Annotated in this window: 14 protein-coding genes and 3 pseudogenes; 9 read left to right on the top strand and 8 right to left on the bottom strand. The window is 67.8% G+C overall.

Annotation, left to right across the window (positions count from 1 at the left end):
* The 6 genes and pseudogenes from F3J14_RS13340 to F3J14_RS13365 all read right to left on the bottom strand — a co-directional run.
* Positions 1 to 390, bottom strand: a pseudogene (locus tag F3J14_RS13340) (amidohydrolase); the annotation flags it as partial.
* Positions 368 to 1,315, bottom strand: a complete 948-nt coding sequence (locus F3J14_RS13345; protein ID WP_166723384.1) for a YncE family protein — start codon at positions 1,313 to 1,315, stop codon at positions 368 to 370. The pseudogene F3J14_RS13340 and the gene F3J14_RS13345, both read right to left, overlap by 23 nt.
* A gap of 54 nt (positions 1,316 to 1,369) precedes the next feature.
* The gene (locus F3J14_RS13350; RefSeq protein WP_166723385.1) at positions 1,370 to 2,662 is read right to left on the bottom strand and encodes an MFS transporter; all 1,293 of its coding nucleotides are present in this window, start codon (positions 2,660 to 2,662) and stop codon (positions 1,370 to 1,372) included.
* A gap of 92 nt (positions 2,663 to 2,754) precedes the next feature.
* Positions 2,755 to 3,672, bottom strand: a complete 918-nt coding sequence (locus tag F3J14_RS13355) for a dihydrodipicolinate synthase family protein (RefSeq protein ID WP_166723386.1) — start codon at positions 3,670 to 3,672, stop codon at positions 2,755 to 2,757.
* 8 nt (positions 3,673 to 3,680) lie between these two features.
* A complete protein-coding gene (locus F3J14_RS13360) occupies positions 3,681 to 4,853 on the bottom strand; it encodes an L-rhamnonate dehydratase (protein ID WP_138849815.1) in 1,173 nt (390 codons plus the stop codon).
* A 49-nt stretch (positions 4,854 to 4,902) separates the two neighbouring features.
* On the bottom strand, positions 4,903 to 5,949 hold the full coding sequence (locus tag F3J14_RS13365) for a 4-hydroxythreonine-4-phosphate dehydrogenase PdxA (protein ID WP_166723387.1): 1,047 nt from the start codon (positions 5,947 to 5,949) through the stop codon (positions 4,903 to 4,905).
* A gap of 155 nt (positions 5,950 to 6,104) precedes the next feature.
* Here F3J14_RS13365 and F3J14_RS13370 point away from each other — a divergent pair, with 155 nt between their 5' ends.
* The gene (locus tag F3J14_RS13370; protein ID WP_166723388.1) at positions 6,105 to 7,055 is read left to right on the top strand and encodes a LysR family transcriptional regulator; all 951 of its coding nucleotides are present in this window, start codon (positions 6,105 to 6,107) and stop codon (positions 7,053 to 7,055) included.
* 247 nt (positions 7,056 to 7,302) lie between these two features.
* On the opposite strand, the gene F3J14_RS13375 is transcribed toward F3J14_RS13370, so the two are convergent.
* On the bottom strand, positions 7,303 to 8,574 hold the full coding sequence (locus tag F3J14_RS13375) for an MFS transporter (protein ID WP_166723389.1): 1,272 nt from the start codon (positions 8,572 to 8,574) through the stop codon (positions 7,303 to 7,305).
* A 185-nt stretch (positions 8,575 to 8,759) separates the two neighbouring features.
* On the opposite strand from F3J14_RS13375, the gene F3J14_RS13380 reads away from it, so the two are divergent.
* The 4 genes and pseudogenes from F3J14_RS13380 to F3J14_RS35665 all read left to right on the top strand — a co-directional run.
* Positions 8,760 to 9,446, top strand: a complete 687-nt coding sequence (locus F3J14_RS13380) for a hypothetical protein (protein WP_166723390.1) — start codon at positions 8,760 to 8,762, stop codon at positions 9,444 to 9,446.
* A gap of 246 nt (positions 9,447 to 9,692) precedes the next feature.
* Positions 9,693 to 9,824: pseudogene (locus F3J14_RS13385) on the top strand (LysR family transcriptional regulator); the annotation flags it as partial.
* A gap of 51 nt (positions 9,825 to 9,875) precedes the next feature.
* Positions 9,876 to 10,001 carry a hypothetical protein gene (locus F3J14_RS36080; RefSeq protein WP_282100657.1) on the top strand — a complete coding sequence of 42 codons (126 nt, stop codon included), beginning with the start codon at positions 9,876 to 9,878 and terminating at the stop codon, positions 9,999 to 10,001.
* Positions 10,002 to 10,055: 54 nt separating this feature from the next.
* A pseudogene (locus F3J14_RS35665) lies at positions 10,056 to 10,268 on the top strand (BON domain-containing protein); the annotation flags it as partial.
* A 137-nt stretch (positions 10,269 to 10,405) separates the two neighbouring features.
* Here F3J14_RS35665 and F3J14_RS13395 read toward each other — a convergent pair.
* On the bottom strand, positions 10,406 to 10,561 hold the full coding sequence (locus F3J14_RS13395; protein WP_166723421.1) for a DUF3309 family protein: 156 nt from the start codon (positions 10,559 to 10,561) through the stop codon (positions 10,406 to 10,408).
* A gap of 206 nt (positions 10,562 to 10,767) precedes the next feature.
* On the opposite strand from F3J14_RS13395, the gene F3J14_RS13400 reads away from it, so the two are divergent.
* From F3J14_RS13400 to F3J14_RS13415, 4 genes are read left to right on the top strand one after another with little or no spacing between them, the layout of a single operon-like run.
* The gene (locus F3J14_RS13400; RefSeq protein WP_166723391.1) at positions 10,768 to 11,442 is read left to right on the top strand and encodes a histidine phosphatase family protein; all 675 of its coding nucleotides are present in this window, start codon (positions 10,768 to 10,770) and stop codon (positions 11,440 to 11,442) included.
* A 19-nt stretch (positions 11,443 to 11,461) separates the two neighbouring features.
* Entirely contained in the window at positions 11,462 to 12,493 is a 1,032-nt protein-coding gene (locus tag F3J14_RS13405) for a phosphotransferase (protein WP_166723392.1), read from the top strand.
* A gap of 58 nt (positions 12,494 to 12,551) precedes the next feature.
* Positions 12,552 to 13,316, top strand: coding sequence for an SDR family oxidoreductase (locus tag F3J14_RS13410; protein ID WP_124612840.1), 765 nt, complete (start codon positions 12,552 to 12,554; stop codon positions 13,314 to 13,316).
* A 7-nt stretch (positions 13,317 to 13,323) separates the two neighbouring features.
* Entirely contained in the window at positions 13,324 to 14,082 is a 759-nt protein-coding gene (locus tag F3J14_RS13415; RefSeq protein ID WP_166723393.1) for a glucose 1-dehydrogenase, read from the top strand.
* The last annotated feature ends 20 nt before the right edge of the window (positions 14,083 to 14,102 follow it).

The raw sequence follows: 14,102 nt of genomic DNA on the forward strand, positions 1-14,102 counted from the left end.
CTGTTCGGCGAGCCGCTCGTGCGCATCGTCGGCCAGCAGGTCGACCCACGCGACGACGGCCGACGGCAGCCCGTGTGCGGCCGCGACCTCGTGCAGCCAGCGCGTTTCCGCGAGCGCTTCGCCGCGCGCCCGTTCGGCCTCGACATGCACGCTCGCGACGATCGGCGCGCGTTGTGCGGCATGCCGGTAGTCGTCCACGCCGAAGTCGCGGCACAGCGCCGCGTAGTCGCCGAACATGAAGCGCGCCGGATCGTAGCGTTCCTGCAGCCACGGGTAGTGCGCACCCGCGCCGAGCTGCCACAGGTGGTGATGCGCGTCGACGAGCGCCGCCGGCAGCGCGTCCGGCAGCGGGGCGTCGCCGTGCCGCTCAGCGCGCGCCTGCGAGCACATACGATGCATCGGGTTCGCGCAGCGTCGGCCATGCGCCGACGAACCGCCACGCATCGAGATCAAGCTCGCGCACGTAGTCGTCCTGGAACGACACGTACGCGACGCGCCGCGACGGATGGAACGACAGCGCGGTCGGGTTCGCGGGCAGCGCGACGCGTTCGATCTCCTCCAGCTGCCGCGCATCGAACACCGAGATCGAGCGCTCGCCGGAATTCGTCAGCAACAGCAGGTCGCGGCCGTCCGGCGCGCTGGTGCGGTAGATGCGGTTCGGATCGCTGCGCGTCTTCACGCGGCGGCCGCAGGTCATCGTGTCGGTATCGATCTCGACGAGCGTGTCGTCGCCGCGATTCGCGACGAACAGCGTGCGCTCGTCGCCCGACAGCGCATTGCCTTCGGGACGCGGGCCGGGCATCACCGCGCGCGGCGCGACGGTCGCGTCGCGCGGATGGAACTGCGTGACCGTGTTCGACAGCAGGTGCACGCCGTATGCGCGGCTCGCATCGCGCGTGAGCGTCACGAGGTGGGTCTTCACGCCGCCGGACGGCACGGCCATGTTCGGCACGCTCTGGCGGGTCGGTTCGTCGAACACGAGCAGCATGTCGTGCGCTTCGCTCATCGCGTACAGCCGGCCGTCGCAATCGGTCGCCATCCCGTGCGGCCGGTAGTACGGCCACAGGTCGAGCATCCGCGTATGCGTGCGCTCGACGAGGTCGATCTCGGCGATCCGGTGATCGCCTTCATGGCCGCGCGACCAGGCGGTCTCGATCCCGAAGATGCCGACGTACGCGAATCGATTGTTCACGTCGACGGTGAACTCGTGCGGGAAGTTCGGCAGCACGACATGCTTGAGCGCGGCTTTCGTTTCGAGGTCGTAGAAGCTGAAGGTATGGGCGCATTTCTGCACCAGTAGCAGGATGTCGTTCATGGTGTGTCTCCGTTGTTTCGTTCGCGTGTTCGCGTGCCCGCGTGTCGGTGTTCGTCAGCCTTCGCAGCGCTTCGGCAGCGTCAGCGCGAGCAGGCCGGCCACCGCGAGCGTGACGGCGAGGCTGTACACGCCGGCCGCCGCGCTCACGTGCTGGGTCAGCACGCCGACCGCATACGGGCCACAGAAGCCGCCGAGGTTGCCGAGCGCGTTGATCAGGCCACGCGCGCTGCCGGCCGTCTCGACGCTGCACAGCTTCGGTGGAATCGCCCAGAACACGCCGGCGGCCGCCTGCAGGAAGAAGCCGCAACCGATCAGGAACGCGAACGACACGACCATCGATGCATGCGTGAGTACCGACAGCGCGAGGCACGCGGCGAAGCCGACGAGCGGCAGCAGCACGAACAGGCGGCGCTTGCCGGTCCGGTCGGATAAATACGACGTGACGAACATCCCGATCACCATCGCGACATACGGCAGCATCGCGAGCAGGCCGACCTTGCCCATCCCGCCGTGCGTGAGGTTTTTCAGCAGGGTCGGCAGCCACATCGTATAGCCGTAGATGCCGACCTGATAGCAGAAGTTGATCGCGATAAGCAGCCAGATCGTCGGATTGCGCAGTATCGCGCCGAACGACGCGGCGGCCGGCGTGCCGGCGGCCTGCTTGCGCGCCTGTTCGTCGCGCAGCGCGTCGAGGATGTACGCCTTCTCGCGCGGCGACACCCAGCGCGCGGTTTCCGGGCCGTCGTCGGCGAACATCATCCACGCGAACAGGCACAGCAGCGACAGCGCGCCGGCGCTGAAGAACAGGTGACGCCAATCGTACGCGGCGAGGATGAAGCCGGACAGCGGCGCGGTGATCATGCCGGCGAGCGGCACGAACATGATGACCATCGCGTTCGCGCGGCCGCGTTCGCGGTCGGGAAACCAGTGGCTGACCATCGTCAGCACGACGGGCAGCATACCGCCCTCCGCCACGCCGAGCAGGAAGCGCAGCGTCAGCAACTGCCACGTGTGGGTGACGAGCCCGGTCAGCACCGACAGCACGGCCCAGCTCACGAGCGACCAGGCGATGAAGGTCTTGCCGCTGCCGAGCGCCGCGCGCCGGCCGCCGGGGATCTGCAGGAACAGGTAGCCGAAGAAGAAGATGCCGCCGGCGAGGCCGGCCATCGTCGCGTCCATGCCGAGATCGGCGTTCATCCCGCCGGGCATCGCGAACGCGATGTTCACGCGATCCATGTACGAAACGATGCAGGCGAGCAGCAGCGGCGGAATCACGCGCAGCCAGCGGCGGCGCGGAATGGCTTCGCCGGCTTCATAGGCCGGGGTGGCCGGGTTCAACAGGTTCATGGTGTCTCCGATCCATGTGATGAGCGGCGGCGGCCATCTGTCGGACCGCCGTCACGCCGATACGCAACGTTGCAGGGGCAACCGGTGCCGGACTAGCGTCCCCAGCGCAGCACGAGCGGATCGAGCCGCCGCGCCGCGTCGAGCAGGCCCGCGCGTACCTCAGGGTGCATCTCGGGCCACGGCGCGCGCGGCTGGTCGCACGCGATCACGCCGCCTTCCTTCATCAGCGCCTTCGCGGTCAGGAAGCCCGACTGGCGGTTCTCGTAGTTGATCAGCGGCAGCCAGCGCGCGTACTGCTCGCAGGCTTCGTCGCGGCGTCCGGCGAAATGCGCGTCGGTGATCCGGCGGATACCGTCCGGATAGCCGCCGCCCGTCATCGCACCGGTCGCGCCGGCATCGAGGTCGGCGAGCAGCGTGATGCCTTCCTCGCCGTCCCACGGCCCTTCGATCGCGTCGCCGCCGAGCGCGATCAGCTCGCGCAGCTTCGACGCGGCGCCGGCCGTCTCGATCTTGAAGTACGACACGGCGTCGATCTCGCGCGCGAGCGTCGCGAGCAATGACGCAGGCAGGGCGACGCCGCTCGCGGGCGCGTCCTGGATCATCAGCGGAATGTCGAGGCCATCGGCGACTTCGTGGAAGAACGCGCGCACCTGCGCTTCGGGCACGCGGAACGTCGCGCCGTGGTACGGCGGCATCACCATCACCATCGCGGCGCCGCATGCCTGTGCATGGCGGTTGCGCTCCGCGCAGAGGCGCGCGCTGAAATGCGACGTCGTGACGATCACCGGCACGCGGCCGGCGACGTGTTCGAGCGTCGTGCGCGTGATGAGCTCGCGTTCGTCGTCGCCGAGCGCGAACTGCTCCGAGTAGTTCGCGTGGATGCAGATGCCCTGCGAGCCGGCATCGATCATGAAGTCGAGGCAGCGGCGCTGGCCGTCGAGGTCGAGCGCGCCGTGCGCGTCGAAGATGGTCGGCGCAACCGGAAAGACGCCTTGGTAGCGTGCGTTCATGGCCGTGCTCACTCGACGATGTCGAACTGGTCGAGGAACTCGGTCTTCAGCGTGAGACCGAGGCCCGGCACGTCGTCGCGCAGTTGCAGGAAGCCGTTCTCGGCCACCGGCTCGCCGTCGAAGATGTAATAGAACAGCTCGTTGCCCACTTCCACGTCGAACATCGGGAAGTACTCGCTCATCGGCGACGCGAGCGTGCTCATCGTCAGGTGATAGTTGTGCATCTGGCCTGCATGCGGAATCACCGGCACGCTGTACGCCTCGCACAGCGCATTGATCTTGTGCGCCATCGTGATCCCGCCGACGCGGTTCGTGTCGTACTGCACGACCGACACGGCCTTGCGGTCCAGCAGCTGCTTGAAGCCGTACAGCGAGAACTCGTGCTCGCCGCCGGAGATCGGAATGCGCGTGAGCTGGTTCAGTTCCGCGTAGCCGTCGATGTCGTCGGCGATCACGGGTTCCTCGAGCCAGCGCGGCTGGTACTTCTCGAGCTTCGGCAGGATGCGCTTCGCGTACTCGAGATTCCAGCCCATGTAGCACTCGAGCATCAGGTCGTTGTCGTAGCCGATCACCTCGCGGATCGCCGCGACCGACTTCAGGTTCTCCACCACGCCCTGCTGCCCGTGCGCGGGCCCGTAGCCGAAGCGCATCTTGAACGCGCGGAAGCCTTCCTTCATATAGCGCTGCGCCTCGTCCTGCATCTCTTTCAGGTCGGTGCGGTAGAGCTTCGAGTAATAGCAGGGGATCTTTTCCTTGGTGCGGCCGCCGAGCAGCTTGAACACGGGCTTGCCGACGCTCTTGCCGAGGATGTCCCAGATCGCGATGTCGACCGCCGAGATGGCCGCCATGCCGATGCCCTTGCGGCCCCACGCGTGGGTCGCGCGGTACATCCGCTGGTTCAGATACTCATAGTCCCAGGGGTCCTGGCCGATCACGAGCGGCGCGAGGTACTGGTCGATGATCGCTTTCGCGATGTGCGGCGCGAGCGCGACGTTGCCGAGGCCGACGATGCCGTCGTCGGTCTCGACTTCGACGACGGTCCACGCATGGAAGCGGAACGTGCTCATGGTTTCCTGCGGCGCGTACAGCAGGTCCATCGCGTTCGAGCAGAAGTTGCCCTGCGGCGGGACGGTCTTGCCTTTCCACTGGAATACGCGGGCGCGCACGGAGCGGATCTTCATGTTGGTGTCTCCTGGAATCGATGTTGTTGTGTGCAAGGGCGCGCGAACGTCACGCCGAAACGGTGGGCGTTCGGCGCGCGGCGCCCATCCGGCACGCGATCTGCAACGCCTGCCAGGTTGCGCCGACGTCGGCGCTGCCGCGCCCCGCGATGTCGTAGGCGGTGCCGTGCGCGGGCGTCGTGATCGGCACGGGCAGCCCGCCCTGCACGGTCACGCCGCGCGAGAAGCCGAGCAGCTTGATCGCGATCTGCCCTTGGTCGTGGTACATCGTGACGATCGCCTGGTAGTCGCCGGCCTGCGCCTTCAGGAAGATCGTGTCGGCGGGGAACGGGCCGTGGAACGGCGCGTCGGTCGGCCAGTCGCGCGACTGCAGCTTGCGTACCGCCGGCTCGATGATGTCGACTTCCTCGCGGCCGCAGCTGCCGCCGTCGCCGCCGTGCGGGTTGAACGCGGCGATCGCGACCTTCGGCGTCGCGACGCCGTTCGCGAGCAACGACTGGTAAATCAGTTCGGATGCCTGTTCGATGCGCTCGACGCTCAGTTGGGCCGCCGCTTCCTTCAGCGGGATATGCGACGAGATGCGCGCGGTCCACAGTTCGCCGAGCGTGTTGAATTCGCAGAAGTAGCCGGTCACGCCGAGCGCGGCCGCGAAGTGGTGCAGCTCGTCGTCGTGCCTGAGCCCGCCGAGCTTCATCGCGTACTTGTTCAGCGGCGCGAAGCAGATCGCGTCGATGTCGCCGGCGAGCGCGGCGTCGAGACACTGGTCGAGCACGGTCAGCGTCGAGCGGCCGCCGGCCGCGCCGGGCTGGCCGACCGTGACCTGTGCGGGATCGATCGTTTCGACCGCGACGAACGCGGCGCGCGCGGTGGACGGCCGGCCGCGCACGGCGGCGAGCGATTCGACGGGCTCGAGCTCGACCGTCACGCCGGCGACGCGCTGGCCGGCTTCCCACAGCCAGCGGTCGCCGATCAGCACGAGGTTCGCGCGGGACGTCGCGTCGGGCCGCGCGAGCAGTTTCGCGATCAGTTCGGCGCCGATGCCGGCGGGGTCGCCGAGCGTCAGCGCGACGACGGGCAGGGCGGCGGCGGTCGTCATGAGGCGTCTCCGTGACGGGCGGCGGTCGGTTGCGGGTTCATGCTGTGTCTCCGGTGTCGGCGCGGGGCCGTTGGTCTATGGGGTTCATGCTAGGTAGACGGAATGAGTCGGTAAATTGAAAACTCTTGATGAATCGATAACCTGGAGTAATCGAAATGGGCTCGATCGATCGACGAGACTCGACTCCCCAATTGCTGAACCGGCTGCGGATGCGGCAGATCGCGCTGCTGCTCGCGGTGGATGAATGCTCGACGCTGCGCGGGGCCGCCGGGCAGCTGGGCCTTACGCAGCCGGCCGCGACGAAGATGCTGGCCGAGCTGGAAAGCGCGCTCGGCCAGCGGCTGTTCGACCGTGTCGGGCGCGGACTCGTGCTGAACCCGGCCGGCGAGCGCGTGCTCGGCTATTTCCGCGGGATTCGCGGCAGCATGGAGGCGCTCAATCGCGAGCTGGGCGAGCTGCAGCTCGGCAGCGCGGGGCGGCTCGCGATCGGCAGCATCATGGCCGCGTCGCCGGGGCGGCTCACCGAGGCGCTGGTGCGGTTGAAGGCGCGCTATCCGCTGCTCGCGATCGACATCGCGGTCGATACCAGCGACCGGCTGATGCCGCAGTTGCGCGAAGGCGTGCTCGAAGTGGTGATCGGACGCAACGTCGGCACCGATTGCGACTTCCGCGTGGTGGATGACGAGGCGCTCGCGATCATCGCGGGCCGCGACCATCCGCTTGCCGGCGCCGGGCCGGTCGCATTCGACGCGCTGCTCGATTACACGTGGATCCTGCAGCCGGCCGGCAGCCCGGCGCGCGAGGTCGTCGAGCGCGAGTTCCACGCGCGTCACCAGCCGATGCCGCGCGGGCTGGTCGAGACGGGCTCGATCCTGACGACGATGAACCTCGTCGACCGTTCGCACATGCTCGGCGTGATTCCGCTGACGGTCGCGCAGCGCAACGCGGAGCACGGGCTCGTGGCGATCCTCGATTACGAGCTCGGCCAGAAGCTGCCGTCGTACGGGAGTCTCGTGCGGCGCGACCGGCCGCTGAGCATTCCCGCGCAGCAGTTTCTCGCGCTGTTCCACCGGGAAGGCGGGCCGGGCGATGACGGCGGCGCGTAACGGCGCGGTTTGCCAGCCGAGGCGGCCGAGCCAGCCGCGCCAGCCGAGGCGACCGAGCCAGCCGAGGCGACCGAATCAGCCGAATCAGCCGAGCTGGCCGAGCCAGCCAAGCACGCCGAACAAGCCGCGTCGGCCGAATCAGCCGAATCAGCCGAGGCACCACCATCGCGGAACGCAGTGAAGCGCGACGGCGACGCTGGCGAGGACGGGGAGGCAGGCGAACCCGAAGCGAACGGCTTCAGCGCGCCTACGGCGCGGCCGGCGCTTCGGCGAGCGGCGGCGTCGCTTCCGACAACGCGCGATCCGGCCGGATCCGCAGCGCGGCGACGATGCCGATCAGCAGCATCGCGACCGACCCGACGAACGGCACGGTCCAGCTGCCGGTGTGATCGACGAGATAGCCGAACAGGATCGGCGACAGGATCCCCGCGATCGCCGAACCCGCGTTCATCATTCCGCTCGCGATGCCCGCGTGTTGCGGCGCGATGTCGCTCGGCACGGCCCAGATCGGCCCGATCGTCAGTTCGAGGCACAGGAACGACCCGGACAGGCACAGCGCGATGCCGGCCGTCGAATGCACGAACGCGAGCGGCAGCAGGCAGACGAGCGCGCCGGTGAAGCTCGCGACGATCACGCTCTGGCGCGACAGCGCGAGGTTGCCGGTCTTGCGATAGATGCGGTCGCACAGCCAGCCGCCGAGCGTGTCGCCGACCACGCCCGCGAAGAACACGCCGGACGCGAACAGCGCAGTCGATTTCAAGTTCAGGCCCTGGCCGTTCAGGAAGAAGGTCGGCAGCCACGTGAAGAACAGCCACGCGGTCCAGCCGTAGCAGAAGTACACGAAGATCGTGGGCGCCATCCGGCGCAACAGCGGCCCCCACGGCGTCGGGCCGGACGACGGTGCCGGGCGGACGGCGGCAGCGGTGTGCGTGCGGCCGTCGCCTTCTCCGCGCGGGTACTCGCGGAAGCCGACGACCCACCACACGAGCCACACCAGCGTCACCGCGCCGATCACGAAGAATGCCGCGCGCCACGACAGCCACGTCATCAGCGCGGCGACGATCGGCGGCGTGACCGCGTTGCCGAGCCGCGAGAACGAATGCGTGAAGCCCTGCACGACGCCGCGCCGTTCACGCGAGAACCAGTGCGTGATCGCGCGGGCCTGGGCGGGCAGCGTCGCGCCTTCGCCGATCCCGAGCAGCAGGCGGGCGGCGAACAGCAGCGCGAGGCTGTGCACGAGCCCGGTCATGAACGTCGAGGCGACCCAGATCAGCCCGCAGCCGATCAGCGTGATGCGGGCGCCGAAGCGGTCGGCGATCCAGCCACCGCCGATCTGGCAGATTGCATACGAATACGCGAACGCGGAAAATGCGACGCCAAGTTCGGTATTCGACAGGCCGAGCTCAGCCTTGATCGCGCCGGCCGCGGTCGCGAGGTTCACGCGGTCGACGTAGAGGATGAACGAAAGCGCGCACAGCAGCCACAGCGTGTGGCGCCGTTGACGGTGATCGGTAGGCATGTGTCTCACTCCATTTTTCGTGCGCGGCGTTGCAATGACGCAGCGTTCACTGGCGGGGCCAGCATCGCGCGCAGGAGGATGCACCGTCTAATGAATCTTTGGGATCAATCGATAACCCCAGGTATTCATTCCTGTTTCAGCCGCGTCAACCGTACCAGACGCAACGGAACACCACAGGTGAAGAATTGACCGACAACGAAAAACTTTCGCTTCACCGGGAGAGCCGCTTCTGGCAACTGCCGCTGGTGAGAGGGTGGATCCAGGGGCATGGCCGCGACGGCTATTCGTTCCGTCTGCTGCTGTGGCCGCCGGTGATCGTGTTCGTGCTCGAATTCATCTGCATGATCTTCGATGCGCTGTACACCAGCATCGGCATCAGCGCCGTCGCGACGCTGTTCCTTGGCTTCGCCGGGTACCACGGCGCGCAGCGCGAATGGCTGGTGCCGTCCGCGACCGCGCGCGCGCTCGTGAAGGCACGCATGAAGAAGGCGGCCGAGCGGTTCTCGTCGCTCGGTGTGGGCGCGACCGTGCTCGCGATCGTCGTCGCCGCGACGTCGCTGTCACTCGTGTTGTCGGGTCAGCCGGTGCTGGACAGTGTATCGAAGGACGCGGTGTCGATCTTCATCGCGCTGGTGTTCCTGCCCGTGTACGTGTCCGGCGCGGTGCGCAAGCTGGCGATCGCGCGGATCGAGGAGCTGGAGGCGCTGCGCAACGCGACCGTCGGTACCCGCCTGAAATTCGACCGGGCCGGCGCCGTGCGCGCGGTGGTCGTGCGGGGCGCGGCGGGGAAAGGGACGGTGTCCGTCATCGCGTACACGGTGCTCGGGTTCAGCCCGCCGCTCGAACAGGTCGGGCGCGAACCGCGCGCGTGACGGCGCGAACGCGGCGGGTTCCGTGGGGATCCGCATGGCGGCGCGCGTATTCCCGCAGCGCCGGCAGCGCCTGGCGGATGCGGACCGAGTCGCCGCGCATACGGCGCGAGATCGGTGTCGCGAATCTCGATGCTTAAGTAGCCGCATCCTCGCGTCGCGGCTCGGCGTGCTGGCCGCGGAGCTTTATCGGAACGGGTGGACGCGGGTATAGGCAGTGTCGTGCCGCCGTGCGGCCCGGGCGACGTCCTCGATGCCAAGGTCCGTACCTTCGTCGACCATGTGCGCGCCACGCTGGCGCCCGCGCTGAAAGCCGACGAGCGTGCGCTCGCCGCGCTCGCCGCACCGCGCGGCCGTGCGTTATCCGCCGCCACGGCCTGACGGCCGGCGCTCGGCGGTTTTCCCCGTTCGTTCCCGTTGAGGAGAAATCCGATGAAGCACCATTTTGCAATCGTCGTTGCAGGTTTCGTCGCGCTGTCGCCGATCACCGGCCATGCACAGTCCGCCGCTGCTGCCGCCACTGCTACCGCGTCCGCCGCGCCGGCTGTTGCACCGTAGAACGCGTCGCCGCGGGCGACGAAGAAAGCCGGGCGCGCGGCCGACCGCGCGTTCGCGAAGAAGGTGCAGCTGGCAATCGGTAAAGCGCACGGCATCGGCAATGCGCAGGTCACCGTGTTCGCCAAGGCGAAGACGGGCGACGTGACGCTGGCCGGGTCGATCTCCGACGAATCCCAGGATCGGGTCGCGGTGGACGCGGCCCGCCAGGTGCCAGGGGTGACGTCGGTGACGAGCCGGCTTCAGTTGCGTCTGGAGGGCGGCCAGTAACGCGCGGCGCCTGCCGCGCCAGTTCCGGCCCCGTTATGTAAAGAGTCCACGGCGAGGATTCGGAAAGGCGCGCATGCGGGCGGGGCGGGCGCGTGCCGCCCGAGGCGTTCCCCGCCGTCAGCAGGCGGCGGAAACCGTCAGATGCGCCCCAGCAACACCAGTATCACGACGATGAGGACGACCAGCCCGAGAGTGCCGGATGGCCAGTAGCCCCAGCCTCGGCTGTGCGGCCATGCGGGAAATGCTCCAATGAGAAGCAGAATCAGAACGATGATAAGGATCGTACCGAGCATCGCACCCTCCTGAACGTGGTGATAGGACGGTGCCTGCTGACGCAATTCGCGTGCCGCGACGCAGGCTAAGACGAAAGTCGTTGCAAGCGCATTGTTTGAATCCGTGGAATTCATTTCATGAATACCAACCGATTCAAAAAATAAATTTCAAAAATGTAAGCCCGCTCGCTATGCTGGGCCTTCGGTTCCATTCAGGCGGACATGCAATGGCTGAACTCTTTCTGGTACGGCACGGGCAGGCGTCGTTCGGCACGGACGACTACGACCGGCTGTCCCCCTTCGGCGAGCAGCAGGGCGTGTGGCTCGGCGAGTACTTCGCACGGCAGGGCCTGACGTTCGACCGCGTGATCTGCGGCACGATGAACCGGCATGCGCAGACGGTCGACGCGATCCTGCGCGGGATGGGCCGCGAAGGCGCGCCGGTCGACCGCCATCCGGGCCTGAACGAATACGACTTCCACGGGCTGTTCGCGGCGGCGGCCAGCGACTATCCGGAGATCGCGCGGCTCGCGGCCGGCTCGATGAAGGAGCACTTTCGCGCGCTGCGACAGGTGCTGCACCTGTGGGCCGACGACAAGCTCGGCGACACCGCGCCCGAAACCTGGGCGCATTTCCAGCAGCGCGTCGCCGACGCGCGCGCCGCGATCCGCCACGGCGGCAGCCAGCGCGTGCTCGCGGTGAGCTCCGGCGGGCCGATCGCGGTGACGGTGCAGCAGGTGCTCGCCGCGCCGCCGTCGAGCGCGATCGCGCTGAACCTGCAGATCCGCAACAGCAGTCTTTCGCAGTTTTTCTTCAACGCCGAAGCGTTCCACCTGGCGTCGTTCAACGGCATCCCGCATCTCGAGGATCCCGAACGACATGCGTGGCGCACCTACGGCTGACCCACGAACGATCGCGACGATGACGAACCCTTCCCAGCCTCTCGACGTAGCCCGCCTCACGAACTATCTGGAAGCGCACGTGCCGGGTTTCGAAGGCCCGCTCGACATGGAGAAGTTTGCCGGCGGCCAGTCGAACCCGACCTTCCTGCTGCATGCGAAGAGCGGCCGCTACGTGCTGCGCCGCCAGCCGCCCGGCGAACTGCTGAAATCCGCGCACGCGGTCGATCGCGAATTCCGCGTGCTCAGCGCGCTGTCGGGCACCGCGGTGCCGGTCGCGCATCCGTATCACCTCTGCGAAGACCGCGACGTGATCGGCAGTCTGTTCTACGTGATGAGCTTCGAGGACGGCCGGATCTTCTGGGATCCGGCGCTGCCGGAACTGCCGAAGGCCGATCGGGCGATCTGCTACGACGCACTGCTGCGCACGATGGCCGCGCTGCACGACGTGGACGTCGACGCGGTCGGCCTTGCCGATTACGGTCGCCCCGGCAACTACTTCGAGCGCCAGATCGGCGTGTGGACGAAGCAGTATCGCGCGGCGGAAACGGAGCGCCTCGACGCGATGGAGGCGCTGATCGACTGGCTGCCGAAGGCGTGCCCGGAAGACACGGGCCGGCCCGCGCTGGTGCACGGCGATTTCCGGATCGACAACCTGATATTCGCGCGCGATGACTATCGCGTGCAGGCCGTGCTCGACTGGGAACTGTCGACGCTCGGCAATCCGCTCGCCGATCTCGCGTACTTCTGCATGTGCCTGCGGCTGCCGTCGGGCGGCCAGGTACGCGGGCTCGCGGGCCAGGATCGCGCCGAACTCGGCATTCCCGACGAAGCGGCGATCGTCGCGCGCTATTGCGAACTGCGCGGCATCGAGCCGATCCGCGACTGGCATTTCTATCTGGCCTTCAGTTTCTTCCGGCTCGCGGCGATCGCGCAGGGCGTGAAGGCGCGCGCGCTGCAGGGCAACGCGTCGAGCGAGCAGGCGCTGCGCGTGGGCGCGATGGCCGGCCGGCTGGCCGAAATGGCCGTCGGCGTGATCGACGCGCACCGCTGAGATTGCCGACATCGCCGAGCGACGGCACGACAACATATCAATGGAGGAGCACAGCAACATGGCAACGAATCTGTTCGACCTGACGGGCAAGATCGCGCTGGTGACGGGCGCGAGCCGCGGCATCGGCGAGGAAATCGCGAAGCTGCTCGCGGAGCAGGGCGCGCACGTGATCGTGTCGAGCCGCAAGCTGGACGACTGCCAGGCGGTCGCGGACGCGATCGTCGCGGCGGGCGGCCGCGCCGAAGCGCTGGCCTGCCACGTCGGGCGGTTGGAGGACATCGCCGCGACGTTCGAGACGATCCGCGGCAAGCACGGCCGGCTCGACATCCTCGTGAACAACGCGGCCGCGAACCCGTATTTCGGGCACATCCTCGATACCGATCTCGCCGCGTATGAAAAGACCGTCGACGTGAACATCCGCGGCTACTTCTTCATGTCGGTCGAGGCCGGCAAGCTGATGAAGGCGCAGGGCGGCGGCGCGATCGTCAACACCGCTTCGGTGAATGCGCTTCAGCCGGGCGACCGGCAGGGCATCTACTCGATCACGAAGGCGGCCGTCGTCAACATGACGAAGGCGTTCGCGAAGGAGTGCGGGCCGTTCGGCATCCGCGTGAACGCGCTGCTGCCGGGCCTCACGAAGACGAAGTTCGCAGGCGCGCTGTTCGCCGACAAGGACATCTACGAAACCTGGATGGGGAAGATTCCGCTGCGCCGCCACGCGGAGCCGCGCGAGATGGCCGGCACGGTGCTGTATCTCGTGTCGGACGCGGCGAGCTACACGAACGGCGAATGCATCGTCGTCGACGGCGGCCTGACGATCTGAGCGCGCGATGAAACTCGACAGCTATGCGGGGCAGGCCGTGATGATCACCGGCGCCGCGAGCGGCTTCGGTGCGTTGCTCGCGAGCGAGCTGGCCGCGATGGGCGCGCGGCTCGCGCTCGGCGACCTGAACGAAGAAGCGCTCGAACACGTGGCCGCGCGGCTGCGCGCAGCCGGCGCCGATGTGATCGCGCAGCGCTGCGACGTGCGTGCCGAAGCCGACGTCGCGTTGCTGGTCCAGGCGGCGGTCGCGGGCTTCGAACGGCTCGACGTCGGCATCAACAATGCTGGCATCGCGCCGCCGATGAAGGCGCTGATCGACACCGACGAAGCCGATCTCGACCTGAGCTTCGCGGTGAACGCGAAGGGCGTGTTCTTCGGGATGAAGCACCAGATCCGCCAGATGCTCGCGCAGCGCGAAGGCGTGATCCTGAACGTCGCGTCGGTGGCCGGGCTCGGCGGCGCGCCGAAGCTGGCGGCCTATGCGGCGTCGAAACACGCGGTGGTCGGGCTCACGAAGACGGCCGCGCTCGAATACGCGCGCCACGGCATTCGCGTGAACGCGGTGTGCCCGTTCTACAGCACGACGCCGATGGTCACCGACAGCGATATCGGCGACCGCCAGGACTTTCTCGCGCAGGGCTCGCCGATGAAGCGGCTCGGCCGGCCCGACGAAATCGTCGCGACGATGCTGATGCTGTGCGCGAAGGAAAACACTTATCTGACCGGGCAGGCCGTCGCCGTCGACGGCGGCGTCTCGGCCTTCTGACCGAACCGAACACGCAATCT

The sequence above is a fragment of the Burkholderia sp. Tr-862 genome, assembly GCF_011753085.1.
GTDB lineage: Bacteria > Pseudomonadota > Gammaproteobacteria > Burkholderiales > Burkholderiaceae > Burkholderia > Burkholderia ambifaria.